General features: G+C 59.5%; 23 protein-coding genes. 12 read left to right on the forward strand and 11 right to left on the reverse strand.

Annotated elements, in window-relative coordinates; genetic code table 11:
* The first annotated feature begins 67 nt into the window (after window positions 1-67).
* The 11 genes from HFD97_RS03875 (at window position 68) to HFD97_RS03925 (ending at window position 12,299) form a co-directional block, all read left to right on the forward strand.
* Window positions 68-1,060 (forward strand): sigma 54-interacting transcriptional regulator, encoded by a 993-nt coding sequence (locus HFD97_RS03875; RefSeq protein ID WP_058956649.1) that lies wholly within the window; start codon window positions 68-70, stop codon window positions 1,058-1,060.
* A 140-nt stretch (window positions 1,061-1,200) separates the two neighbouring features.
* The gene (locus HFD97_RS03880) at window positions 1,201-1,440 is read left to right on the forward strand and encodes a hypothetical protein (protein ID WP_058956631.1); all 240 of its coding nucleotides are present in this window, start codon (window positions 1,201-1,203) and stop codon (window positions 1,438-1,440) included.
* Between the two features lie 62 nt (window positions 1,441-1,502).
* The gene (locus tag HFD97_RS03885) at window positions 1,503-1,871 is read left to right on the forward strand and encodes an EscI/YscI/HrpB family type III secretion system inner rod protein (protein WP_167430967.1); all 369 of its coding nucleotides are present in this window, start codon (window positions 1,503-1,505) and stop codon (window positions 1,869-1,871) included.
* Between the two features lie 5 nt (window positions 1,872-1,876).
* Window positions 1,877-2,641 (forward strand): type III secretion system inner membrane ring lipoprotein SctJ, encoded by a 765-nt coding sequence (gene sctJ, locus HFD97_RS03890; protein ID WP_167430966.1) that lies wholly within the window; start codon window positions 1,877-1,879, stop codon window positions 2,639-2,641.
* A gap of 3 nt (window positions 2,642-2,644) precedes the next feature.
* Window positions 2,645-3,229: a serine kinase gene (locus HFD97_RS03895; protein ID WP_167430965.1), complete on the forward strand. Its 585-nt coding sequence runs from the start codon at window positions 2,645-2,647 to the stop codon at window positions 3,227-3,229.
* Window positions 3,216-3,812 (forward strand): type III secretion system stator protein SctL, encoded by a 597-nt coding sequence (gene sctL / locus HFD97_RS03900; RefSeq protein WP_167430964.1) that lies wholly within the window; start codon window positions 3,216-3,218, stop codon window positions 3,810-3,812. The genes HFD97_RS03895 and sctL overlap by 14 nt, the downstream gene beginning before the upstream one ends.
* A 75-nt stretch (window positions 3,813-3,887) precedes the next feature.
* Complete coding sequence (locus tag HFD97_RS03905; protein ID WP_058956626.1) at window positions 3,888-4,115, forward strand: HrpF protein; 228 nt, start codon at window positions 3,888-3,890, stop codon at window positions 4,113-4,115.
* A 24-nt stretch (window positions 4,116-4,139) separates the two neighbouring features.
* Window positions 4,140-6,188: a type III secretion system outer membrane ring subunit SctC gene (sctC, locus tag HFD97_RS03910; protein ID WP_111208908.1), complete on the forward strand. Its 2,049-nt coding sequence runs from the start codon at window positions 4,140-4,142 to the stop codon at window positions 6,186-6,188.
* Between the two features lie 17 nt (window positions 6,189-6,205).
* Window positions 6,206-6,391 (forward strand): HrpT family type III secretion system protein, encoded by a 186-nt coding sequence (hrpT, locus tag HFD97_RS03915; protein ID WP_058956625.1) that lies wholly within the window; start codon window positions 6,206-6,208, stop codon window positions 6,389-6,391.
* Between the two features lie 62 nt (window positions 6,392-6,453).
* A complete protein-coding gene (locus HFD97_RS03920) occupies window positions 6,454-11,853 on the forward strand; it encodes an AvrE-family type 3 secretion system effector (RefSeq protein ID WP_167430963.1) in 5,400 nt (1,799 codons plus the stop codon).
* Between the two features lie 35 nt (window positions 11,854-11,888).
* On the forward strand, window positions 11,889-12,299 hold the full coding sequence (locus HFD97_RS03925) for a type III secretion system chaperone (protein WP_150030035.1): 411 nt from the start codon (window positions 11,889-11,891) through the stop codon (window positions 12,297-12,299).
* 27 nt (window positions 12,300-12,326) lie between these two features.
* On the opposite strand, the gene sctU is transcribed toward HFD97_RS03925, so the two are convergent.
* From sctU to sctW, 11 genes are read right to left on the reverse strand one after another with little or no spacing between them, the layout of a single operon-like run.
* Window positions 12,327-13,412: a type III secretion system export apparatus subunit SctU gene (sctU, locus tag HFD97_RS03930; protein ID WP_150030034.1), complete on the reverse strand. Its 1,086-nt coding sequence runs from the start codon at window positions 13,410-13,412 to the stop codon at window positions 12,327-12,329.
* The gene (gene sctT / locus HFD97_RS03935; protein WP_058956620.1) at window positions 13,409-14,224 is read right to left on the reverse strand and encodes a type III secretion system export apparatus subunit SctT; all 816 of its coding nucleotides are present in this window, start codon (window positions 14,222-14,224) and stop codon (window positions 13,409-13,411) included. Before sctT ends, sctU begins: the two co-directional genes overlap by 4 nt.
* The gene (sctS, locus tag HFD97_RS03940; RefSeq protein ID WP_111208903.1) at window positions 14,224-14,484 is read right to left on the reverse strand and encodes a type III secretion system export apparatus subunit SctS; all 261 of its coding nucleotides are present in this window, start codon (window positions 14,482-14,484) and stop codon (window positions 14,224-14,226) included. Before sctS ends, sctT begins: the two co-directional genes overlap by 1 nt.
* A 7-nt stretch (window positions 14,485-14,491) precedes the next feature.
* Entirely contained in the window at window positions 14,492-15,145 is a 654-nt protein-coding gene (gene sctR, locus HFD97_RS03945; protein ID WP_058956618.1) for a type III secretion system export apparatus subunit SctR, read from the reverse strand.
* Window positions 15,146-15,150: 5 nt separating this feature from the next.
* Window positions 15,151-16,194 (reverse strand): FliM/FliN family flagellar motor switch protein, encoded by a 1,044-nt coding sequence (locus HFD97_RS03950; RefSeq protein ID WP_167430962.1) that lies wholly within the window; start codon window positions 16,192-16,194, stop codon window positions 15,151-15,153.
* Complete coding sequence (locus HFD97_RS03955; protein ID WP_167430961.1) at window positions 16,191-16,739, reverse strand: type III secretion system HrpP C-terminal domain-containing protein; 549 nt, start codon at window positions 16,737-16,739, stop codon at window positions 16,191-16,193. The genes HFD97_RS03950 and HFD97_RS03955 overlap by 4 nt, the downstream gene beginning before the upstream one ends.
* Complete coding sequence (locus tag HFD97_RS03960; protein ID WP_058956615.1) at window positions 16,736-17,200, reverse strand: hypothetical protein; 465 nt, start codon at window positions 17,198-17,200, stop codon at window positions 16,736-16,738. The genes HFD97_RS03955 and HFD97_RS03960 overlap by 4 nt, the downstream gene beginning before the upstream one ends.
* Entirely contained in the window at window positions 17,178-18,536 is a 1,359-nt protein-coding gene (sctN, locus tag HFD97_RS03965) for a type III secretion system ATPase SctN (RefSeq protein WP_185155336.1), read from the reverse strand. Before sctN ends, HFD97_RS03960 begins: the two co-directional genes overlap by 23 nt.
* The gene (locus HFD97_RS03970) at window positions 18,536-19,402 is read right to left on the reverse strand and encodes an FHA domain-containing protein (RefSeq protein WP_167430960.1); all 867 of its coding nucleotides are present in this window, start codon (window positions 19,400-19,402) and stop codon (window positions 18,536-18,538) included. Before HFD97_RS03970 ends, sctN begins: the two co-directional genes overlap by 1 nt.
* A gap of 2 nt (window positions 19,403-19,404) precedes the next feature.
* Window positions 19,405-21,528, reverse strand: a complete 2,124-nt coding sequence (sctV, locus tag HFD97_RS03975) for a type III secretion system export apparatus subunit SctV (RefSeq protein ID WP_167430959.1) — start codon at window positions 21,526-21,528, stop codon at window positions 19,405-19,407.
* A 10-nt stretch (window positions 21,529-21,538) separates the two neighbouring features.
* Complete coding sequence (gene sctW / locus HFD97_RS03980) at window positions 21,539-22,681, reverse strand: type III secretion system gatekeeper subunit SctW (RefSeq protein WP_167430958.1); 1,143 nt, start codon at window positions 22,679-22,681, stop codon at window positions 21,539-21,541.
* 274 nt (window positions 22,682-22,955) lie between these two features.
* Here sctW and HFD97_RS03985 point away from each other — a divergent pair, with 274 nt between their 5' ends.
* Window positions 22,956-23,501, forward strand: coding sequence for an RNA polymerase sigma factor (locus HFD97_RS03985; protein ID WP_058956610.1), 546 nt, complete (start codon window positions 22,956-22,958; stop codon window positions 23,499-23,501).
* Window positions 23,502-23,723 lie beyond the last annotated feature (222 nt).

The raw sequence follows: 23,723 nt of genomic DNA on the forward strand, positions 1-23,723 counted from the left end.
TCCAAACGTGCTGAATTATCCGCGTGTCTTCTGTAAGACGCGCTTAAGTGAAGCTAACGGAGAATGTATGGTTCGTCTTTACAGGACACAGTCAGGCCAGGCGACTGTTGATGAGGAGAGGGCGGATAGCGTTTTACGTCAGGTTGATTCCCGTCCCTCTGTAGTGACGGGAGATGCCGAACCCGTAACCGATATCCATACCCATCTGTATAAGATTCTGAATACGATTGCGCCATTGAACATCGATGTCTTAATTGAGGGAGAAACGGGCACCGGGAAAGATGCGCTGGCCCAGCGGCTCTATAAGCTGTCCGGCTGTCGCGGCCCGATGGTGCCGGTCAACTGTGCAGCCATTCCGGAAACGCTGGCCGAAAGCGAGCTGTTTGGCGTCATGGCCGGGGCGTATACCGGCGCGAGCAGTTCCCGGGCGGGATATATAGAGAGTGCCAATCACGGCGTGCTGTTTCTGGATGAAATTGACAGTATGCCGCTGACGATGCAGGCCAAGCTGCTACGCGTCCTGGAAAACCGCGCGGTGGAGCGCCTGGGCAGCACTAAAAGTATCGGACTGGATCTGCGCATCGTTGTCGCCTCGCAGATTCCGCTGGCGCAGCTGGTAGCGCAGGGGCGTTTTCGCCGGGATCTCTTCTTTCGCCTCGACACGATTAAAATTGCCACGCCAACCGTTCGATCACGACCGGAGCTGATTCTGCCGATGTTTCGCCAGTTTACCCAGGAGGCGGCGCTGCGCCTCAATCAGCCACTGCCGCCAGCGTCGCCCGCGCTTGATGAAACCCTGCTGCTGCATAGCTGGCCGGGAAATATCCGCGAGCTGAAAGCGGCGGCTGAACGCTTTGTGCTAGGCCTGCCGCCGCTGTGCAGTGAGATCAGGCAGGAAGGGGGTGGATTACTCAAGGAGAGAATGCGGCGCATTGAGCGCAGCCTGATCCACGACTGCCTGAACCGCCACGATCATCGTATCGACGATGTCATTCTTGAATTAGGTATCCCCAGACGTACCCTCTATCACCGCCTGAAGCTGTTGAAACTTATCGCCTGACCAGTCGCCCGCCTCACCCGGGGTGGGCCAGACGCCTTACCGGCAGAAATATTTTCTTTGCGATGGAACCGGGTCGCCTCCTTTTTTACTTAATGAAGGCAACACCCAACGACAACTCATCATCAACGCGAGGAATTATTATGTCAGGTGCGAGCTTACTTTCTAACGGCATCACCAACGCAGCGTCTGCTTACACGCAGGTTGCCGGAGCCTACAGCGGTGCGAAATATATGGTCCGGTCACAGCAGGCGATGGACAAAATGCAGGAAAATCAGGCCGATAAAATGGATCGTGATGTAGAGTTCCAGCGCATTAACGGCATCGCCGAAAGTAATGCGCAGGCTGCCTCTGCGGCTGCCCAGGTCAAAATTCAGTATTAATCCGCTCCGGCAGGGGGCCAGTTCCTGTCTCCCTGCTCTTTCATGCCACAGGAGTGCTACGGATGAAAGTCTCTCAATCTTCTTCACTCACCTCTGAACCGGTTCCCTCAGTTGAGATGTACAGCGATCCGCCGTCGGAGGGGGATATTCAATGGTTTAACGCACAGCTGAATGGCCCGGCACCTGACGGTCGCAGTGGGACCGCTTCGGAACCCGGCGTGGTGGGCAATATCCTGCAATCGCTGAGCGGCAACCAGCGTGCGCAAAAAGAGGCCTTTCACGATCTCAGAGTCGCGTCGCGATCTTCCAGTGCGGAAGATTTTTCCCGCGCCAATGCGCAACTCTCTGATTACTACATCGAGAGCCTGATGAACGCCAAAGTGATCGCCAAAACCGTTCAGTCAGTCGACAAAATCAGCAATCTGCAGTGAATCCTATGAATGGCTCTGTAATGAAATGCCTCTGCGCCCTGTGTCTGGCGCTGCTGCTGACCGGCTGTGGCGACCAGACGCAGCTGCACAGTGGACTCTCGGAAAACGATGCCAATGATGTCGTGGCAGAACTGAGCCGCTTTAAGATAGAGGCGGAAAAACAGGTTTCTAAAGAGGGGGTAAGCGTGAGCGTCGCGCGCGGCGATATCGAGCGGGCGGTCAATATTCTGAATGCCGCCGGACTGCCGCATCAGGCGCGAACCAATCTCGGCGCGGTGTTTCAGAAAAGTGGGGTCATCTCCAGCCCGCTGGAGGAGCGCGCCCGCTATATCTATGCGCTGTCGCAGGAGGTCGAAGCAACCCTGTCACAGATCGATGGCGTCGTGGTGGCGCGCGTGCACGTTGTCCTGCCGGAGCGTATCGCCCCTGGCGAGCCGGTTCAGCCCGCGTCCGCGTCGGTATTTATCAAATATCATGAAAATCTCGATCCGGACAGTATCGAACCGCGTATTCGGCGGCTGGTGGCGACCAGTATTCCGGGGCTGGTCGGCCGCGACGATCGCGACCTGGCGATCGTTTTTGTGCCAGCGAAAGCCTGGCAGGATAAGCCTGAAATGGTGCAGCTGGGGCCGTTTCAGCTTACCCCGGAACGATACGGGATGGTGAAGGTAGTTACAACATTCTTTGGGGTGCTGCTGCTGTTACTGGTGGCCAATGCCTTCATTCGTCAGGCTCTGAGCCGTAAGCGCCTGGCTGCTCAGGCGAAGTGAGGCATGATGCATAACGCTGCACCCGATGAAGAACTGGCTCTGCGCTGGCTGCGCTGGTGGCACACGGAGTGCTGGCTGCAGGCGGATGAAAGCTGGTGTCTGCCACCGCTGGCCCGTTTATCTGTCCCTGTGCAGAGGCAGTTTCTGCGTCAGCACGCCTCGTGCTGGCAACATACGCTGGGTATCTCAGGGGAGCTGGCCGCACCCGAGCCGATGGTGCTGGCTATCAGCGATTTGCCCCCTCAGCAGCGCGCGCAACTCCTCATTCTGGTCGCTGAAATTTGCGGCGGGGCCATGCCACTCTCCGCTGAGCTGAAGATCTGGCTGCGGCGTCTGGCGAAGGGGACGCGCGTTGCATGCTGGCTGCCTGCCGGGCTTTTCACCACCGGCGGCAGTGCCGACAGCCTCTGCCTGCTGCAGGCGTTATTCCCGACAATCTGGCCGCGTCTGCGGCTGCTTTTTCCGGCAGAGGAAGCGCCGGTAAGCCCGGCACTTTCACTGCCCGATCACCGCCTGCGCCCCTTATGGGAAGTGGCGCTCTGGCAGGTGCAACATCCTTCGGGAGCGATGCGCAATGTGGAAACTTAAAAGCCTTTCCCTGCCGGAGGGCTGCCCGGCGTCGGGTACGCTGCTGCGCCGCGAGGCGCTTGCGCTTGGGCTGGAAGCGACCGCCATTATCCGCCAGGCGCACCAGCAGGCGCAGGCGATCCGTGAACAGGCCCGTGCCGAAGCGCAGGCTGAAAAAGAGGCCAGCCAGCGCGAATGGGAAGCCCTGTTCTGGCAGCAGGCGCAGACGCTCCTCACTGACTGGCAGCATCAGCGCACCGCCGAAGAGGCACAACTGGTGGTACTGGCCGGCAAGGTCGTTAACGAGGCGCTGCAGCAACTGCTTGATGAGGTGGACGATGAGCGCCGGTTTCAGGTGTTGATCAGACAGCTGTTGCGTCACTCTCCGCGTCAGCAGCAGGCTACGCTCTATTGCGCCAGCGGGCAGGTGCAGCAGATTGCCGACTGGCTGGCCACGCAGCCGTCGCTGCGCTGGACGCTGTACGCCGACCCGGCGCTTGAGCCCGATCGTTTGCGGCTGATAACCGACACCGGTGAGCTGGTCGTGGACTGGCGGACGCTGCATCAGCAGCTCGCACCCGCGCTGGCAGAGGAGAGCGCATAAAAAACAAAAAATCTGTGGAACTGCTTTGCGTGCTGCGCCACTTAACAGGGGTGCCTAACAAGAGGAGTCACCATCATGAGTTCAAACGATCTGTTCCAGCGTCAGCTTTCTTCCAACTCCCACCGCAAACATCATGAAGCCTATCAGTTTGCCCGTGATATCTCGGGCGAATCGTTCAGCATTGCGGATATGTATGCTTTCCAGAATCGCCTGCAGGATATGTCCAACGCCAGCTGGGCGAGTTCGCAATATACCCAGTTCAAGTTTGGCATCCGTAAAGCGATTATCGACGCTGTTAACTGAGCCCCTGTCAGCAAGGAGTCAGGCGTGTTTACCTTTTCTTTTCCGGGCCGCCTGCTGGCGGTCATTACCCTGCTGGTACTGAGTGTGGGCCACGCCTGCGCCCGGGTGCCGGATGAATGGAAGAGCGGTGCCTATGCCTACTCGGCAGACAACACCCCGCTTAACATTATTCTTGACGACTTTGCCAGCAGCTTTGGTGTCGAGGTCAATCTGGGCACGCTGCCCGACAGCAATGTCACGGGTAAACTGCGCGCAGAAAGCCCGGAGGCGTTCCTCAATCGCCTGGCGCTTGAGTATCGCTTTCAGTGGTTTGTTTACAACAGCACGCTCTACGTCAGCCCACAGGCTGCCCAGACCTCCCAGCGTATTGAGATTTCGCCGGAAGCGGCACCCGATCTGAAAGAGGCGCTGCGCGGGGTCGGCCTGCTGGAGCCCCGCTTCGGCTGGGGTGAGCTGCCCGATGAGGGCGTGGTTCTGGTCACCGGGCCGCCGGAGTATGTGCGTCAGATAACGGAATTTGCCCGTAAGTCGGAGAGTAAACCTGAAGCCGAGGGCAACAAAGATATGATGGCATTTCCGCTGCGGTACGCAGCCGTGGCGGATCGCACCATCCGCTATCGCGATCAGGAACTGCGGGTGCCGGGGGTGGCAACTATCCTGAATGAGCTGCTGGGGCACGCCGGCAACGCCTCTTCCGGCAGCCAGGCATCGGGGCAGGGAGAGGATGAACAGGTTTCGCGTGAACAGTCGCAAAGCGTGCTCAATGAGCTGATTAATCGCAATATCCCGGTCTCCGGACGTAAGAAAGCGTCAGCCAGCAGGCTGGCGGGGAAAGTCTCGGCGGATGTCCGTAACAACCTGCTGCTGGTCCGTGACGATCCGAAAACCCGGGGAGCCTATCAGTCATTAATCAGCGCCATCGATGTGCCGCAGAAGCTGATCGAAATTGATGCGGTGATCGTCGATATTGATCGCAGCGCGCTGAAGCGCTTCTCCAGCAACCTGGCCGGTCAGTTTGGCAGCGTCGTCAGCGGTGCCAATATGCTCTCCGGTGCCAGCACCCTGTTTGTTACCGATTTCCAGCGCTTTTTTGCCAGCATCGAAGCGATGGAGGGGGAAGGGACGGCATCAATCATCGCTAATCCCACCATCCTCACGCTGGAGAATCAGCCGGCCGTGATTGATTTCAGCGATACCGCCTTTATTCGCGCCATTGGCGAGCGGGTGGCTGATATTCAGTCTGTCACCGCCGGAACCAGCCTGCGGGTTACGCCACGCGCGATCAGCACCTCACAGAAATCGGCCATCCAGCTCATTGTGGATGTGGAAGATGGCAAGCTCGATAAAGATGACGAGGGCGATGCCCAGGGAACCCACAATGCCGCGGTCAGTACCCAGGCGCTGGTGGAGGCACGACGTTCGCTGGTGCTGGGGGGATTCCATTCTAAAGAAACCGGCGATCGCGAGCGACGTATCCCGATCCTCGGCAGTATTCCGCTGATCGGCAAACTCTTTACCTCAACACGCTATGAAACCTCTCAGCGTGAGCGGCTGTTTATCATCACGCCGCATCTGATTGGCGATCAGGTCGACCCCTCCCGCTATATCGCCGCCGAGTCGCGCGAACAGCTGAATAATGCAATGGATGAAGTGAGCAACCGTCATAAATATACCGACATCAAAGGGATGGTCGAAGGGGCGATGCGCGACCTGGCACTGAACCGTGTGCCGACGGGGATGACCAGCGGCGGCACAGGCCAGACGCTCTCCTCACTCTGTCGTATTCCGGGGGCGTTCGGCAGCGATTTCCGCCGCCATCAGTGGTATGGCAACAGCAGCGTACAGATAACCGTCGGGGTGATCACCAATAACACGCGTCAGACGCAGCGGTTTGATGAGAGTGTGTGCCGCAGTGACCGCACGCTGGCGGTAGGGGTCTGGCCACGCGGGGAATTGCGGCCGGGTGAATCGGCAGAGGTGTTTGTGGCGTTTGACAGCCATGCGCCGGCCCGCCCGTCGCGCGCTTCGCTGCTCTCTGCATCAGGCGGCGCACCCGCCAAAAACGTCTTCTGAGCTGATAAGGAAAAAGCATGTTACTGAGAACAATCGGGCTGGCCGCCGCCGCACTGATGCTGAGTGCCTGCGCACGGCCACAGGCCGGGTGCAACGAGGTGAGCTGCCGCCCCTCATCCGACCTGCACACCCTCACCATCTGGTGGCAACCCCAACTGCGTAATGGTCCGGATGACTTTACGCGGATAGCCGTAGATAACTGACCGCATTCGGTAGTCTCAGACCCCGGTTGATCGCCGGGGCCGTATTTGAGCGAGGATCAACCATGGCGATTCACCTCCCGTTTTCGGGAAGCCTGCGTGCGACGCAATCTGTGTCGCCTGCCCGCAGCGATAACGCTATTCCACTACGTCAGTTTTCCCGCCGCCCGCAGCAGACCGCAGGTGGCGCCCTGCACCAGGAGGTAAGCCGTCAGCCCGTGCCAGCCCTGCGCCAGCGGGCAGCGGATGCCCGCCAGCGCATAGGCAGCCTGCGCCAGAGCCTCAGCCGCCTGCGGGATAAGTGCCGCCGCCAGCCCCCGCCCGATGTGCCAGAGAGCACCCGCCCGCCGGAGCTGAACAGCCGCGACCTGGCGGCGGAGAGGCGTCACAGTGACGCCGCGCCCGAGGTCCCCCCCTTACGTCCGATGACTGAGCCGGAACCCTGGCCGTCACGCCGCCGCCATCTGCTTTCGCCCATTGCAGAAGAACGTTACAGCGCGCTGCAGGAGAGCCAGCGCAATTCACTGCAGCAGCAGGCGTTCCGTGCGGCCGAAGAGGAGGCGACCACCGGGCAGGGCGGTCTGCAGCCGCAGTCTGCCCGACTGGCGCTGGCAGAGGATGGCACGTTAAACGTCATCCGGAGCGCGTCGGAATCGCTTACCGCTCTCCTCAGCGAAACGCTGGCCAGTCCGCAGTTTCGCTGGCTGGCGCATCAGGCCAGCGACGACGATTGCCAGCACGGCCTGATCGCCCCTGACGGCAGGCTCTTTTCGCTACAGGGGTCGCCCACGATGTTTATCGGTCTGACCAGCAGCCGTCCGATGCCTGCCTGGCCGCAGCTGACCGCGCCGCAGCGGCTTGCGGCGCTACCGGATGCGGCAGTCTCTGCGCTGATGACCGGCATCTTTCATCACGCCCCTCAACCCTCAGATGACGAGGAAACCGGGATGACCCCGTCAGGCGCGCCGGTGTCGGAGCAATGGCGGGAGCATGGCGGGCGGCTCTATCGGCTTAACGACGCCGCTATGTGCTGGGAACAGGTCGATAAAGAGGAAGAAAAAAGTTTCAGCCGGTTAAGCAGGCAGCCTGATGGGATGCTGTATGCCATTTACGACAAGAAGAGTCTGCACAATCTCTCCAGCGGCGAAAAGTCGGCAAAAACCGATAAGATTACCGCCTACTGCGTCGGCTCGCACGGTGCCGCACTCCTGCTTCTCAGTGATGAGAAAACTGCCGGACAGTCGGTTATGTTGCTCAGTCGCCTCAGCGCGAAAAAAGAGGAACAGCAGAAAATAACCCTCAGCGCCCGGAATCAGGCGGGTGACAGGCAGGCGTTTCACGCCACCGGTGTGGCGCTGCATCACAGACGTCTCTATGCGCTGAACAGCGAGGGGACGCTCTGGAGCGCAGCATTCCCGCCAGCGCAGCCGGGCAGCGAGATCGTGTTACAGCCTGATCTGAATCAGACAGTCCTCTCAGAGCAGCTGGGGGCTGGGGTCATGATAAGCAGCCTGGTTTCCCACCGGGATGGCGAACTGATGGCCGTGGTGAAAAGCGAGGCAGACCAGAAACATCTCTGTGTGCTGAATGCGCAGGGGCGGTTTGAGGCGCGCTGGAATCTCAGCGAGAGTCTGGTGCTGGATCATCACAACGGATTATTGCAGCCGCATCCCCTGGCGCATGAGAGAGTCGATACGGGCCGCACCGGACAGTTAACGGTTCATGAAGGTAAACTGTATGCCTGGGATAAAAATGCCGGGCGCTGGGAGGCGAGCCAGGAGAAGGCGGACACGCTGAAGCGGGCGCAGGACGGAAATGGCTGGGTGATCCGCGACGGGTTGCCTTCACGGGTAAAAATCAGCCAGAAGAGTGACCGGATTGACGGCGCGCATCACCGTTTTGCCCTGCGGCAGTTAAACGTCAGCCTGAGCGTAGAGCTGCCTCTGCCAGGGTTTGACGAAAACAATAAAGCACGCGCCATTGCACCACTGGATGGCGAAAACTGTGCGGCAATCAGTGAAAACAACACCCTGCAATATCACCGCACCCAGGCCGGGCGTCGTCAGGCGCACAGGATGATGCAAACGCTGACTAAGGCGGGCATTGCGAACGCGCTGCCGCACACCCGCGCGACGCTGCCCGCGAACGGCGAAGGCAATACGCTGACCGATATCACGACCGATCAGAATCGCAGTCTCTATCTCCTCGACATACAGGGCAGGCTCTGGACGATGCCGGAAGCGGACTGGCGCGCCTCGCCTGGCAGCCGCCCGGATGCACGCTGGCAGCCAGTCACGCTGCCTCCGCAACTGGGCCCCTTAGCGCGACTGCATAACAGTGCCAGCGGAGCGCTGATGGTGGTCGACAAAGAGGGGCGCAGTGCGATATGGCAGCTGGCCGCAACGTCGCCGGAAAGGGCAGAGGGGCAGCCGGACGGTGCAGGCCCGCGACTCCCTCTCACGGATGAGAACCGCTGGCGGGTCATGTCGGCGTCTGAGCTGACAGCGCCGCCCCCTGGTGTCTCGCGACAGACGCCGCTGAAAGCGATAGCGCGGCTTGATGAAGCCTCTAAAAGTGTCAACGTGCGTGGCATGACGCTGAAGGCAGAAACCACTATTGCCGGGATGAGCGGACGTGATGGTAATCATGTCAACAGCCGCCTGCGCGATCGGCTTGGCGCGCATTTACTCAATACCCGGATGACGACGCCAAGACCCCTGAAAAACGCCTGGTACGCCACGCGCCATCACTGGCAGGGGCGTGAAGGGCTGCGTCCGCTCTATGCGCAACAGGCGGATCTTTATGAGCGGCTTAAAACGTTGCTGGCCACGCCTGACGCGGCGGCGTACGGCACGCTGCAGGCGCGCCTCGCCGCACTCGATACGCGCGCCTTCGACCGGACGTTTATCGACCATCTGCACGCCTTTATCGACACGGTTGCCGACAGCGTACAGCACCACAGCAGCCAGCTCGGCCAGCATAGCGGGGCGCTGCACGGTGACGGAAGTGAAAAAGAGGCGTTTCATCCCTCACGGCTCAGGGCTGCCACCCAGGCGATCAACCCGTACAGTGATGATGAGAATCTGCTGGCCCGGCTGGATGAGGTCTGCCGGCGCTATCCACTCCGTGAGGGGCGCCCGGCAGCGATTGGCCAGCTACACGCGAACGGCGTCGTGGCCCGGCACCAGAAGGCGCGGCCGCCACTGGGGCGAATGCGCGATCCTCATGATGAGATGGGGCTGGTGAAATCCCGTCTGATCCTCGACGGATTGATGATGGCCGCCCTGCACGATGTGGTGGATCAGATGGCTGCCTCTGTTGATCACGGCCAGGCCAGCCCGACACAGATTGCAGCCATCAAAGCGCGATTGCGTCTGTTACGTGATGAGGAGTATGGCGAAAATCTGGTGCAGAAAGCCACCGCTCAGGGTTTTGTGAATAACCGCCAGCTGGAGGCCTGCTATGACGCGATGAAATCTTTTATTAATGCGCTGAGTAAGCCGCACCACGGCCTGAATATGACGACCCGCACGGTTCTGAAAGCCTCCGATCAGCAGCAGATGGCGGCGCAACTTCTCACGACGCTCAACGCGCTGGAGCCGGGGGAAAACGTCGGCTTTGGGCGCAACTACGGCGGCATGGTGACCCTCTCGGTCATCCCCGGCGGGGAAGTGATCGGTATTCCGGGCGTGCGGGGCAATCTTGATCGCGCCTACAGCGCCAGTTTCGCCCGCGGCGAAAGTGGTATCAACGTCACCTTCAGCCGGAACGGGGGCGGCACCGGCACGGTGTTTGGCGCCGCAGGCTGGAACCCACTGAGCCAGCCGGACGCCACGACCCTCCCGGCGTCTGGCGGCAACCGCAGCATCGTTCCCTCGCTGCGGCTGGGTGGCATGGTGGCCATTGCCCTGCAGCGCCAGTTACAGAACAGCGTCAGCTTTACCCTGAGCGAGGCGGAACTTCAGCCTTTTATCACGCAGCTGATTCAGGGTGAACTTCATCCCGGTGAACTGCTGGAAAAAGGTGTCAGTCATAAAGTGAAGCAGGGCACGACACTCACCTTTAACGTGGATGCCACTGCGATGGCGCTGGCCAGTGGCGGCCTGCGCTATCCCATCAGTGGCGGAGAAGGCAGGAAAAATCGTGTGATGATCCGCGCGGGTGGCATGGCGCAGATGGGAACGAATATCCTGAATGCGCAGCGTGAGCGTGCCACCACCCGGAGCGAGGCGGGCAGTACACTGGGCCGCAGTGATAACCGTCTGCGGATGTTCAACACCGTCAGCGCCAGCATTGGTCTGAATGGCGGGGTGGGCATTACCGCGAGTCCTTCATCCGGGCTGCGTATCCCCCTGTTTGGCGTCAACAGCACCACGATTCAGGCCAGTATGGATAACCGCACCCGACACAGCATGAGTATAGATATCGCCCGGGCGGAGCCTGTTCACCGTCGCCAGCTGGAGAAGCTGATCGAGCAGACAGAGACGCACTTTGACGATCCGCAGACCAATGCGTTGCTGCAGGCGCTCAGAGACGCGGACAAAGCGCCAGAGAAAGTGAAAAGTGAGGGCTCTGCAGGTCTGAACGTGCTGCTGAAAAAGAGCCTGAGCGAACGCCAGGCGCATCCTGGCACCCTGCGTCCGCTGTCTGAAGGCGAAAAAAAGAGGCTTGAGGCGCTGAATAAGGCGGACGGCACGACAACTGCCTCAGAACAGGCACGCAGTGACAGGTTCAGTACCTTTCTTCAGGATGAGTCGCAGGCCACAGCGAACAGGCTCGACAAACTGCTGACCCATCTGCTGGCGCTGACGCCAGCCGGAAATGGCCAGTATGGCGTCATTAACAGTGCCCGGGCACTGGATTTGCAGCGCCGTGCGCATGCGCTGCACTGCCATCAGCTCAACAGTGCCGAGTATCAGAGCACATACAGTAATCTGCGCAAAGTAGACCGCAATAATCTGATGCATGTCGTGCATAGCCTCTTCGCCAGCGAACTGCCAGAGAGTGCCGCAGAGGCAATCAGCCGCTTTATGGAGGAGAAGCCCATGCTTAAAGCAATCATCCGCGAGTTGCAAGAAAACCGTAACACCCAGGCGGTGGTCACCCTTGAGCTGCATGATGAACAGCGCTATGCCCTTCAGCAGGCGTGGCTGCGTCAGGAAACCCAGCCGGAGACGGTCGCCGCGCTGCTGCGCGACCGGACATACCTGCGGGTTAAATCGATTGGTTTTAGTGAAACCAATACCAAACAGGAGGGGATCTCTGTGCCGCTGTTTGTCGCCGGGGGCAGCAGTGCCGCCAGCGTCAGTATCAGCCGTAACCTGGGGAAAATTACCTTTAACTATGGTGTTAATCAGCGGTCACCTGTCGCCTTCACACTGGAGGGCGATATAACCCATGCCAGCCAGACGCTGGTGGACGCGTTAACGAATGCCGGACAGCAGGACAAGCGCGGGCGACGCTAAGCCCGGATCACCCCTTACACTGACAGGAGCTGAAGATGACACAGCAACAAGAGGTACAGCGGCTGCTCGACGATTTTGGTCGCCGCCAGGGCATTGCTCTGACGCTCGACAACGGCGTCTGCGCGTTGCAGGATGAGCAGGGCCGGGAGGCGGTAGTGCTGGAGCTTCCGCCGGGAAGTGATACGTTACTGCTGCATTGCCAGCTCTTCGCCTCAGCGCGGCTTGCCGCGCAGCTCGTGACCTGGCAGCGGTTAATGAAACTCAACTTTGACATGTATGCAATGCGTGGATGCTGGCTGGCGCTGGATGAAGAGGAGCAGATGCGGCTCTGTTATCAGCAGCCGCTGGCCGGTTTAACGCCGGCTGCGTTTAACGCCCTGATGCTCGCCTTTATTCACCAGGCTCAGGAAGTCCGGACGTTGCTGCCGGAGATGCTGGCTGCCTGATGCACTGATGCGGAGTGGCCCTCCGCATCACTCTTCCCGAATCTCAATCACCTCATCCAGGTAGTGATCTTCCAGCTCCCGCAGCAGACGGTAGACGTGGGCGACGGCATTTAACGTTTCGCGGGGAACATAGGCGCCTTCGCGGGTGGTGCGCCACAGGGTGCGTGTCAGCCAGATAAAGCGGATCACCGGTCTCTTTTTGCGCTGCGCCTCTTCAATTAATGCGCGCGCCTCTTCATCACACGCTTTGAACAGCAGACGGGGCAGCGGCGTCTCATCCGGCCGGTAATAGAGGCCGACGGCAAAATGGGTCGGGTTAACCAGCAACACATCCGCCTCTTCCACATTCACCTCGCGGGCAGGCACCGGCTCTTCATTCAGGATCGCCTGCGCCACCTGGCGACGGTGGCCTTTCATATGCGGATCGCCTTCGCTCTGCTTAAACTCGTTTTTGATATCTTCATGGCTCATGCGCTGCTGCTTCAGAAAGAAATAGCGCTGAATACCAAAATCGAACAGGCTGATGATCAGCATGACCATCAGTACCCGACGCGACACTTTCATAAACAGCGCCATCACCCCCTGCCAGAAGCCGTTGAGGTCGCCAAGGGCCAGCTGAGCCAGGCTGCCGAGGTCAGGCATGATCGCCTGCCAGACTACCAGGCCTATCACAACGGCTTTCACGATGCTGGTTAAAAGCTGGGTAAACTGACGGGCGGAAAAGAGCGTCTTCAGATGATTAACCGGATTCAGTGCATCCAGCTTCGGCGTCAGCGCGTCGGTGGAAAAGAGTGGGCCGAACTGCAGCCAGCCACCCACGACCCGCAGCAGGATGGCGATGGCGCACGCGATCCCCACCAGCACCAGCAGAACGGTGACACTTTCCCCGATCACCTCCTCCATCGCATGATCGAACGGATCACGCAGGCGGGAGAGCGGCAGCAGCATCATCGCCTGCATCCGCTGCATCCCGCTCTCCACCATAGCAAACAGGGTTTCAAGGATACCAATTGAGATCAGCAGCTTAGGGATATCCTGGCTCTGGCTGACCTGGCCTTTTTTACGCGACTCCCGGAGTTTCTGGGGAGTGGCATCTTCGGTTTTTTCGCTCATGGCGTCCCTCCGGCTGCAGGGGCAACGATCCGTGACAGGAGAGGGATGAGATCGCGAAGTTCATACAATCGCGCATGACCCAGATGGTCCAGCAGCGGCAGATAGAGGATAAAAAACAGCATGCCAAGCAGGCATTTCAGCGGAATGGTCAGGGCCGTCGCCTGAAGCTGCGGGCTATAGAGGCTCATCACACCGATGGCAAAATCGAGCAGCAGCATCAGCGCCACCGGCGGTCCGGCGTAGAGCACCATATCGCTGAAGAGTTTTCCCACCCGCGTAAGCCAGACGTGAAACCCCGCCTCGCCAGGAAAAGGGATCCACTGTGTGGCGGACCAGAGATGATAGCTGTCCCAGATCACCTGCGTGATGGTCGATAATCCCAGCCCGGTGACCAGCAGCAGTATCAGCAGCTGCTGCATCAGTTTCCCCAGCGGCGTCACATCCGGCCCCAGCTGCGGGTTGATTTGCCCCCCCATTAACGCGCCACGCTGGTTATCGAACAACGCCCCGACAGACTCATAGAGCCAGAAAGGCAACGCCAGCAACAAGCCGAGCAGGATGCCTATCAGTAACTCTTTGAGAACCAGGCCGGCCAGCAGCAGCATCGACGGCTCAAGCGCATCAATCTGTTCTTTGATGCCCGGCGCAATAAACAGCGCCAGTGCCACGGCAATGGCGGTGCGGAGTCCCCCTTTAATCACGCTGAAGGAGAATATCGGCGTCAGCAGGAGGCAGGGGAAGATACGCGCCATGCCGAGTCCCAGCGCGAGGATCGCGTGAAAGGTATCAGTGAGGGGGTAACCTGTCAGCATCAGGCACTGACCGTTGACATCATCGCAAACGCAGCCTGCGCCAGCTCCATCAGCTCAACACCGACCCAGCGACCGGTGAGCGCCAGCGTCAGGCCGACGGCGACGAGCTTGATGCAGAACGGCAGGGTCTGATCCTGCAACTGCATCGCGGCCTGCACCAGTGAAATAATCACCCCGGCGATGACCGCAACCAGCAGCGGCGGCGCGGAGAGGATCACCACCAGCAGTAATCCCTGGCGAAACAGCGTCAGAATATCCATAAAAACCTCATAAATAGCTGTAGAACAGCCCGTCGAGCAGCCGTGTCCAGCCGCTGATCAGCACAAAGAGCAGGATTTTCAGGGGCAGCGAAACGGTCATCGGCGACACCATCTGCATCCCGAGCGCCAGCAGGATATTGGAGACAATCAGGTCCACGACAATAAAAGGAATAAAGATCAGAAAGCCGATTTTGAAACCGTTTTGCAGCTCCGATAGCACAAAGGCCGGGATTATCAGCAGCATATTGTCCGGAGTAACCGTTTTCGCCATCTTCTCAGGCCACATACGCTGGGCATTTTCCTGCAGATGGATAACGATGTCCGGGTCGCTGTTTTTGCGCATAAAGGTTTTGAGCGGTTCGATACCGTTAGCGGCGGTATCGTCGAGCCGCTCCATACTGCTGAAATCGACGGGCATCGCTTTCAGCCGGTCGGTCATCTCGCTGAACACCGGGGCCATAATGAACAGCGTGGCGGCCAGCGCGATGCCGTTCAGGGCCATCGTCGGCGGCACCTGCTGCACACCCATGGCGTTGCGCGTTAATTGCAGCACCATGGTAATTTTTAAAAAGCTGGTACAGATGATGAGCATCATCGGCAGCAGCGCCAGCGCGCCGAGAAACAGCGCCAGCATAATCGGGTTCAGCGGCCCCATCTCCATCGGCATCATCTGTTTACATCCCCGACGCTCGCCACGCCCGGCAGCATATGGGTAATCTGTAGTCCCAGCCGTCCTTCGACATCCACCAGTTCGCCTTTCGCCAGCGGAAACTCGCCGTGACACAGCAGCGCTTCGCCGGGCACCACATTCTCGACCGTGACCGTCGAGCCGACATCCAGACGATTCAGCTCACCCAGCGTCAGTCTGAGATGACCACAGCGCACGGTTAAAGCCAGCGGCAGCGCATCAAAAGGTGATGCCACGGACGTCGTGGTTTCCGTCAGGTCGCCCTCCGGCTGGGGGGTATCGGCAGGCATATTCTCTTCGGGGGTCACATTCATGTAGGTATTCTCCAGACGGGTAATAAGAAAACGGGCAGGATGCCCCTCCCCGAACAGCAATTCGCCCTCAAGGTGTAACTGTGCAAGGCGAAGCTCGCCGCGACCGGTCGGGAAAAAACAGGGGGTAGCAGGGAAAACCACATCACCGGGGCGAAGTGTGCGTAACTGCGAGGGGGTAAACGAGAGCGCACCCAGTGTCAGCGGCAGCGATAACGGCAGATCGCTGCAGGGGGGCGCAGGCAGCGGCGCCCAGCCGGGCTGGTTTAACAACGCCGCGAGCGTAGCGGGCGCAAGACAGAGCTGACTGTGCGCCTGCGCCTCGCTGAGCGTGACGCTCAGCGTCAGCCACATCCCTCCGACCGGAGGGCAGGCAGTGTCATGCGGCGTCAGGTCGCCAAACAGCGCGCGCAGCGCCGGGCTGAGATGCTGGTTAAAGAGCGGCCAGTACCACTCCGCGCACGCCCCGGCATCGGGCATCAGCGGGCAGGTGGAAAAGAGACTCAGCAGCGCTTCGCTTCCCGTCAGGGATAACTCTCCCGCCCGGCAGAAGAAGTGGTGTGTCGGTGGCCGCCCGGCGGCGTCGGCAAGCCGAAGCTGAAGCTCACCCGCGTCGCCTGCCAGGGTGAACGCAAAGCGAAGACCGTGGCCGATACGCTGGCGCAGGCTGGCTTCCTCGCGCGGCAAGGTGCGCAGGATCAGGAGCGTCATTCCTGGCCTCCGCGCTGTTCAAAGCGCAGGCGGACAGCACAGGCCATCCGGCGGCGCAGCGAGGCCCGGCAGCGCTCCTGATGGGCTGCCATCATGTTCATGGCGGGGGGCGCAAAGCGCAGGCTGATATCCCAGCCCGCCGCAAAAGGCGTCAGGCGGGCATCCACTTCGCCCAGCAGCGGCAGCAGCAGCGTCATGGCGACCGGTCCGGCAGGCTGCTTTTCCACCATGCCGCACAGAGGCGGCTCCAGCTGTTGCCAGGCCCTGACCGGCGAGGCGGCAGGGGCTTCATCCGGGGATAACGACGGACCGGCAGAGCAGGGGCCTTCCCACGGCAGGATCAGCGGTTGTGGCAGTGGCGGCGTTTCGCCAGGGGTGAGCAGCAGCGCGTCAAACTCAGCGCGCGCTTCGCGGAACGGTTCGGCGCGGGAAGGCCGGCCGGATGCCGTCGCTTCTGAAGAGCCGCTTTGCGGCATACGGCGCGACACCTCCGGACGGGCAGGCGTTGCCGAATGCTTTTGCGGCGGGTGGGGTAAGGCTGTCATCGTAATGCCTCGCTGTGCGCCATCAGATATTCCAGCTTTTCCACATCACGCAGACGTGCCTGTGTCTGCTGCTGTGCGTGCTGCACCTGCTGCTGCTGCGTCACCTGCTCTGTGCGGCACTGTTGCAGCTGAGTGCGTTGCCCGTTTACCGCCTCGCTGGCCTCGCGCTCCCTGGCCAGGCCGCCGACCAGACGCTCCTGCTTCTGCAGCCCCGACTGGTGGCGTCCGGCAAAGCTTTCGCGCAGCTGCTGATAATGCTGCCGGGCGGCGTCGAGCTGGCTTTCCGCTTCGGCGGCCTGACATTCTGTTTCGCGCAGCACCTGCTCCGCCTGTCGTTGCAACCGTTCACAGCGGCGTAAGCGCTGGCGGCGAATCGGCAGCAGCAGAGAAAAGGCCTGCTCCAGCTCTCTGTTTGTCTCATCAGGGAGTGTGTCGTGATCAGGCAGCGGATGATGGCGCATGCTGGCTTACCTCCGATAAGTGGTGCAGTGTGGTGTCATAGTCACAGGGCGCGTGCATCACCTGTTGCAGATAGTGATTAATTGCCGTCTGCGCCGAGACTGCCGCATCCGTCATCTCATCATGGCCCGGCTGGTATTCACCCAGGCGGATTAACATCTCGACCTGCTGCCAGGCGGACATCATGCGGCGCAGCTGCGTGGCGGCGTGCAGATGCTCGCGCGTCGCGACGTTGCTCATGGTGCGGCTCAGGCTGGCCAGTACATCGATAGCCGGGTAGTGACCGCGCTCCGCCAGACGACGGGTCAGCACAATGTGGCCATCAATCAGGGATCGCACTTCGTCCGCGACCGGGTCGTTCATCGAGTCGGCTTCAATCAGCACGGAATAGAGAGCGGTAATCGACCCGCGTGAGGTCTGCCCGGCGCGCTCCAGTAGGGTAGGCAGCAAGGTATAAACCGAAGGAGGCAGGCCGCCGCGGCCCGGCGGCTCGCCCAGTGCGAGACCGATTTCACGCTGGGCGCGGGCAAAGCGGGTTAGGGAGTCGAGAATCAACAGCACGCGCTTGCCCTTGTCGCGCCAGGCTTCAGCGATAGCCGTGGCGGTGAACGCCGCCCTGGCGCGCTCCATACTGCTGCGGTCGGATGTGGCGCAGATGAGCACCGTCCGGCTGCGCAGCGACTCATCCAGTTCATGGTCGAGAAACTCGCGCAGTTCACGTCCACGTTCCCCGATCAGGCCAAAAACGATGACATCGCAGGGCGTATTACGGGCGATCTCCGCCAGCAGGGTGGTTTTCCCGCAGCCCGCGCCGGCGAAGATCCCTACGCGCTGTCCCACGCCGAGGGTCAGCGGACCATCAATTGCGCGAATGCCGGTGGGGAGCGGCGTCGCAATGCGCGGACGATCGGTGGGAGCCGGGGCATTACCCAGCACGTTCACGGCATTTTCTGCGGTACCGGGCAGGGCGAATGCGCCGTGCTGGTCGGGATCCAGAGGGCGACCAAAGCCGTCCAGCACGCTGCCAAGCAGGGCGTCCGACACCACAATGCTATGCGGCAGACGCAGCGGAATCACGCGCGCCCCCCGGGCAATGCCGTCGAGCTGGCCGAGGGCTGAGAGCAGCGTGTGCTGCGGGTTGAAGCCGACCACCTCTGCCAGCACCCTCTGGCCGTCATCCCTGACGATCTGGCAGAGGTCGCCAATCCGCGCCTGAGGCAGGCTGCTTTCCAGCAAAATCCCGTTAATCCCGGTGATACGGCCAAAGCTTTCGACCGGCGAAAAGCGGGCAATCCGCTGCCGCTGCTGTTGATACCACTGTTCCAGCGCCACTGTCATTACCAGCTCACCTTGATGTTTTCGCGACCGTTAAACTCGATCTGGTCAGGGGTTATCGCGACCAGCCTCAGGTTGTCCACTTCATCGCCGACAAACAGACGCTGCCCCTCATCGGTGACGATATTGGCGCGGCTTCCGGTGGTGATCTGCACAATACGAAATGGCAGCCTGACCTTCAGCAGCCGGACCTGATTATTCAGCGGAGTCTCGCTGGGGTAGGTGGCGTTAAAGCGCGCGAGCATCCGGTTAAAGATTTGCATCTGTGACTGAGTGAGGTGGCCTCGCAGACGCAGTCGCTGGTTGTAAATATCCAGCTTCACGACGCGTGCCAGATCGCGTTCACGCAACATTTTCTGTAACGGGGCCTGCATCGCGGCGTGGGTGTGCTGTGACCGGGGGGCGGTAACCTGGGTCTGGGCAACGGTAGGCTGCAAAACCCAGCTCATGACCGTCAGGGTGAGCAGCAGCATCAGGCTCCAGGCCAGCGTGCGAAGCGTGCGGGGGAATAACCCTTTGCGTGCAGCAGCAGGGGGGACGTGCTCAGGTGTCGCGGCAGCCGGTTCGTCGGGCTGGGGTGGCGACGCAGGAGGCATACAGGCGGCCCACGATGTCTCTGTGCGCGCAACGCAGAGCCAGACGTCAGCGATCTGAAACGCTTCTTCAGGATTGATACCCGATGCTTCGCCGCCGTCCGGCTGAATCTGCCATCCAGTCCCGGTCCGGCGCAACTGGCAGTGACGGGCAGCCACGTGCGCATCGCTAAGCATAAGATCGGCCTCTTCGGCGTGGCCAATCAGCCAGCTCTCGCCGAAGAGGGGTAACGCGGCGCCTAAATGCAGGCCAGACAGCACGCGCAGCTCGAACATGATTAATTCTCCCACGAGTTCAGTGAATAAGCAGCCGGATCCAGCGCGATACGCCCCAGCACATTGACGGCGAGATGAGGTTGCAACTCTGCAAACGAGAGCACCGGCACATAGTGGAACTCTTCCTGGATAAGCCCGCGCAGCGGGCTGCGCAAATCCTGCGCGACCAGCAGCACGGCGCTTTCCGGCGTGTCAACCGGGAAGGCGCTGGCGATGAGCGGGAGAATGGCGCTGATCTGCTCATGGGTTAGCGCAAAGAACAGGTCGTTTTGCGTCTGACGCAGCGAGTCGCGTAACTGTTCTTCCAGTTCCGGTGTCAGCAGCCAGACATGCAGGCCGTCCGGCCGGGCATACTGGTAACAGAGATGATTTTTTAGCGAGATACGCACCTGATCGGTCAGCAGCCAGATGTCGCGCTCATGCTGTCCATGTTCGATCAGGGCTTCGGCTATCGCGCGGACGGATCGCAGCGGAATCCGTTCGGCAACCAGTTTTTGCAGGACACCGGAGAAACGTGAGAGGGGCATCACGCGCTGTAACTCCTGGGCGAGCTCCGGCTGCTCCGATTCCAGCCAGCTCACCAGTGCGCGGGTTTCCTGCAGACCAATAAAATGGGGGCTGCTGGCATGAATCGCGTTCTCCATGCGCCTGACCAGGATTTCGCGTGCCGACCAGTGTTCGACCTCTTCGTTTTGCAGCAGCGGATGATCTGCCGTCAGCCAGATAATGTCCTCCTCCCGACGCTGCTCATCACCCTCTGTCACGCTCTCCCTGTCGGCAGCGGCTAACGTGTCCAGCCAGCTGCGCTTCACCGCCCGGTGCGACACGGTAAAGGTGCCTTTTACTTTCGGGATCTCATACACCGAGAAACGAAACTCATCTTCCGCCTGCTGGTCGAGAAACTCGATATCGAAGGCGGGCAGGGTAAAGCCAAAGTGGTAAACGATGCGGTTACGCAGGCGGCGAATATCCTGCACCAGCTCCAGCATCTCCGGATGACCCCGCCATGAGGAGGAGAAGTTGATCAGATAAGGTCGCGTGGGATTGAACTGGCGCAGATCTTCCCTGCCGTTCAGCTCAGGCGGAATGACCTCATTTTCCATTTGTGGCTGCGCCAGATTCAGGGTTTTTCTGACGCGCCAGATCTGAAAACCACCGCTAATCATCGTCAGCGCGGCCAGTACTAAAAAGATCGCCGTGGGCATACCGGGCAGCAGGGCAAAGCCCACCATTCCCATTGAGGAGAGCAGCCACGCTTTTGGCTGGCTGGTCAGCTGCTCGGCAATCTCGCGGCCGATATTATGATCGACCGTCTGTTCATCGTCTGAGGAGACGCGCGTGATCAGCATCCCGGCGGTCAGCGAAATTAACAGCGCCGGGATCTGCGCGATCAGTCCGTCACCAATGGTCAGAATCGAGTAGATATGCATCGCTTCACCGGCAGGCATACCCAGCTGCAGCACACCAATGCTGATGCCACCAATCAGGTTGATCACCACAATCACCAGCCCGGCAATGGCGTCACCCTTAACAAACTTCATTGCGCCATCCATTGCTCCGAACAACTGGCTCTCTTTAGCCAGCTCACTGCGCCGGTTTTTTGCCTGCACCACATCAATCAGGCCGGCACGCAGATCGCTGTCGATAGACATCTGCTTACCGGGCATTGCATCCAGGGTAAACCGCGCCGCCACTTCGGCCACCCGTTCGGAACCTTTCGTGATCACCAGGAAGTTGACCACGGTCAGGATCAGAAACATCACCATCCCTACCGCCAGGTTGCCACCCACCACAAAATTACCGAAGGCGGCCACCACATGACCGGCATCCTGCTGGATCAGGATCTGGCGGGTCGTCGAGATAGAGAGCGCCAGTCGAAACATGGTGGTCAGCAGCAGCACGGCGGGAAAGGTTGAGAACGCCAGCGGCTTTGGCAGATACATGGCCAGTACGACCAGCAGGGAGGAGAGACAGATATTGAGCGCTATCAGCGCATCAATTAAAGGCAGCGGTAGCGGTATGATGAGCATAAACACCAGCGCCATAGCAAATGCCGCCCCCACGACTTCGGAGCGTTGCATGGCGCTGATTGCGATGCGATTCAGTATCTGAAACAGGGTATTCATTGTTATGGCCTCACGACGCCGCGGTCCGGTTGCGGCGTTGCTGCTGCTGCTCTGTTTTGTTGACGTCCGTAATGATGCTGCGCAGCAGTTTTAGCGCGTTGTCACGGTTTTCCCGCTCGTGCCACAGTGAGGGAGGCACACCGTACAGCAGCGGAAACAGCGAACTGAAAAAGAGCGGCCGATGGTGTGTCTCCTGGCCGACAATCTCCTCTGCCAGACCGTTAAAATCACTCTGCCAGGCGCCGTTATGGCTGATTTGCAACATACGCCGGGCCAGCGTCAGGCTGTTCATGGCAACGTCGGGCACTCTGCTCCGCATGCGCTGCAGAAAGACCTGGCTGTCGCTCAGCGTCTGGCTTATCCCGGCGGCATCGCGGAGGCTGCGGTGGATTCGGCAAAGGGCCGTCACGCTGATGGAGGGGGCAAGGGCGGCGATATCATCCGCCAGCGCGCGCTGCAGGGTGCGCAGCGTCGGCTGGAGATGACGCGAGCCCATCCTCTCCAGCAGCATATCCAGCATCATGGTGGCAGACTGCTGGTGAACGATGCCGTCGTAATAAAGGTCGCGCAGCGACTGTTTTCGCTGCGGGTCACGGGTATAGCCGGCGATAGCTGATGCCGTGTTGTTGCCAGCCCGAATGGTCTGACCGTGGTTTTTCTGCAGGCTTTCCAGCTGTGCCCCGGCCTGCGTGGCCAGTTCTCTGTCGCCTTCATCCTGTGCCTGTTCGCCCAGCATGCGCAGCAGCAGCGCGGTGCGTGCCGGATCGCCGCCGCTTTTTTCCAGCACGGTGTCGCTGTCCGGCGGCGGAGTCTGGCGCAGCGCGCTACGCAGCCACGCCATCTGCTCTGATGTCTGCTGTTCATCACCGCCATCAAGCAGGGAAAATAGCGCGTTCAGCTCGCCGACCTTGCTGTTCGCGTGTCTGCCACGCTGCAGGTGACGTGAGGCATTGCGGCGCTCCTGCGCTTTTTGTTTACGCTCCATCTTTTCACTGAACGCGGCGCCAATTTCTTCCATCGCGTCATTCAATGACGTTTCCCGCACGCGGACATTATCCGGCACGCTATTTTTAACCACGGTCTGTGGCGTGTTTTTATGCAGGGCTTTTAGCGAGTGCGCCAGTGCCGGAATCGCATGTTGTATTTTGAGCATCGCCAGCCATCCTCAGTGGTCATTACTCTCTTTCTGTGTCAAAGCACGCATATCGGTTCCGAAAAAAAGCAGCAAAAAAAAATGAAAATAATTTCGCCGTGAAATTAGTGCAATTTTTTGCATCAATCAGCCAGCGGTAAGGAAAAAAATTTCTCAGAAAAATCTGTATTAAAAATTAATTGTTTTCACAAACAGGGAGTTATTAAGAGGGCAGCGGATGGCATATCTCTTGCTGAGTAGCGTAATCACTGGCTACCACTCAGAGAGAGAAAAGATGATCAATTCAACGCTCGTATCCGCTGCTGCAGAGTCACCCTTTGCAATTAACGTCAACTGGGATGAGATCTTCGTTACGCATAATAAGAAGCTGTTAAACTTCATCCGGAAACGTATTGCCAGCCATGAAGATGCCGATGACATCCTGCAAATGACCTGTCTTGAAGTGTTATGTAACCGGCATAAGTTCCGTGGCGCATCCCGCCCGGAAACCTGGGTGTTTGGTATTGCGGTAAATCTGATTCGTAACTATTACAAAGCGAAACAGATCCACTATCTGTTTGATCACCTTAATGATGAAATCACCGCCGATCTGTTGCTGGATAATGACCCCAGCGATCTGACGGAAAACCGGCAATTACTCAGCCATACGCTGGCCTCTCTTGAAATTTTATCGAAAGATGTCAGGGTTATGCTCTCTATCCTGGTTGAGGAAGAGGGCAGCTATCAGGATATTGCGCAGCAGTTAGATATCCCGGTCGGCACTGTCCGATCCCGACTTTCACGGGCACGGGAAACGCTGAAGGGGAGAATTTACGCCTGATCGGGCAAATACGAAAAATGGCAGATTCACTGCTAAAATTATCAGCTCGTTAATATTTAGCGGGTAAAGACTGTCATGCCGCTGGAAATTTATTCTCTGCGGCGTGATAAATCTCCGGAGGGAATAATGCTTTTACAGGGTGTATCTGACCAGGATGACAATCATGAGGCGAATATCACCAGCTTATCAGATATCGCCTTAAACAAAATTCATGATGCAATA

The organism is Pantoea sp. EKM103V, from assembly GCF_011800365.1.
GTDB classification, from domain to species: Bacteria; Pseudomonadota; Gammaproteobacteria; order Enterobacterales; family Enterobacteriaceae; genus Pantoea; species Pantoea anthophila.

Excerpts from the sequence above, each read along its gene's own strand:
- sctN (WP_185155336.1), bottom strand. The coding sequence starts at position 18,536 with ATGACAGTGGCGCTGGAACAGTGGTATCAACAGCAGCGGCAGCGGATT.
- HFD97_RS03950 (WP_167430962.1), bottom strand. The coding sequence starts at position 16,194 with ATGACGCTCCTGATCCTGCGCACCTTGCCGCGCGAGGAAGCCAGCCTG.
- HFD97_RS03920 (WP_167430963.1), top strand. The coding sequence starts at position 6,454 with ATGGCGATTCACCTCCCGTTTTCGGGAAGCCTGCGTGCGACGCAATCT.
- HFD97_RS03925 (WP_150030035.1), top strand. The coding sequence starts at position 11,889 with ATGACACAGCAACAAGAGGTACAGCGGCTGCTCGACGATTTTGGTCGC.
- HFD97_RS03875 (WP_058956649.1), top strand. The coding sequence starts at position 68 with ATGGTTCGTCTTTACAGGACACAGTCAGGCCAGGCGACTGTTGATGAG.
- sctR (WP_058956618.1), bottom strand. The coding sequence starts at position 15,145 with ATGGAGATGGGGCCGCTGAACCCGATTATGCTGGCGCTGTTTCTCGGC.
- sctW (WP_167430958.1), bottom strand. The coding sequence starts at position 22,681 with ATGCTCAAAATACAACATGCGATTCCGGCACTGGCGCACTCGCTAAAA.
- HFD97_RS03970 (WP_167430960.1), bottom strand. The coding sequence starts at position 19,402 with ATGTTCGAGCTGCGCGTGCTGTCTGGCCTGCATTTAGGCGCCGCGTTA.
- HFD97_RS03880 (WP_058956631.1), top strand. The coding sequence starts at position 1,201 with ATGTCAGGTGCGAGCTTACTTTCTAACGGCATCACCAACGCAGCGTCT.
- sctU (WP_150030034.1), bottom strand. The coding sequence starts at position 13,412 with ATGAGCGAAAAAACCGAAGATGCCACTCCCCAGAAACTCCGGGAGTCG.
- HFD97_RS03885 (WP_167430967.1), top strand. The coding sequence starts at position 1,503 with ATGAAAGTCTCTCAATCTTCTTCACTCACCTCTGAACCGGTTCCCTCA.
- HFD97_RS03960 (WP_058956615.1), bottom strand. The coding sequence starts at position 17,200 with ATGCGCCATCATCCGCTGCCTGATCACGACACACTCCCTGATGAGACA.
- HFD97_RS03905 (WP_058956626.1), top strand. The coding sequence starts at position 3,888 with ATGAGTTCAAACGATCTGTTCCAGCGTCAGCTTTCTTCCAACTCCCAC.
- HFD97_RS03895 (WP_167430965.1), top strand. The coding sequence starts at position 2,645 with ATGATGCATAACGCTGCACCCGATGAAGAACTGGCTCTGCGCTGGCTG.
- sctJ (WP_167430966.1), top strand. The coding sequence starts at position 1,877 with ATGAATGGCTCTGTAATGAAATGCCTCTGCGCCCTGTGTCTGGCGCTG.
- HFD97_RS03985 (WP_058956610.1), top strand. The coding sequence starts at position 22,956 with ATGATCAATTCAACGCTCGTATCCGCTGCTGCAGAGTCACCCTTTGCA.
- sctV (WP_167430959.1), bottom strand. The coding sequence starts at position 21,528 with ATGAATACCCTGTTTCAGATACTGAATCGCATCGCAATCAGCGCCATG.
- sctS (WP_111208903.1), bottom strand. The coding sequence starts at position 14,484 with ATGGATATTCTGACGCTGTTTCGCCAGGGATTACTGCTGGTGGTGATC.
- HFD97_RS03955 (WP_167430961.1), bottom strand. The coding sequence starts at position 16,739 with ATGACAGCCTTACCCCACCCGCCGCAAAAGCATTCGGCAACGCCTGCC.
- hrpT (WP_058956625.1), top strand. The coding sequence starts at position 6,206 with ATGTTACTGAGAACAATCGGGCTGGCCGCCGCCGCACTGATGCTGAGT.
- sctL (WP_167430964.1), top strand. The coding sequence starts at position 3,216 with ATGTGGAAACTTAAAAGCCTTTCCCTGCCGGAGGGCTGCCCGGCGTCG.
- sctT (WP_058956620.1), bottom strand. The coding sequence starts at position 14,224 with ATGCTGACAGGTTACCCCCTCACTGATACCTTTCACGCGATCCTCGCG.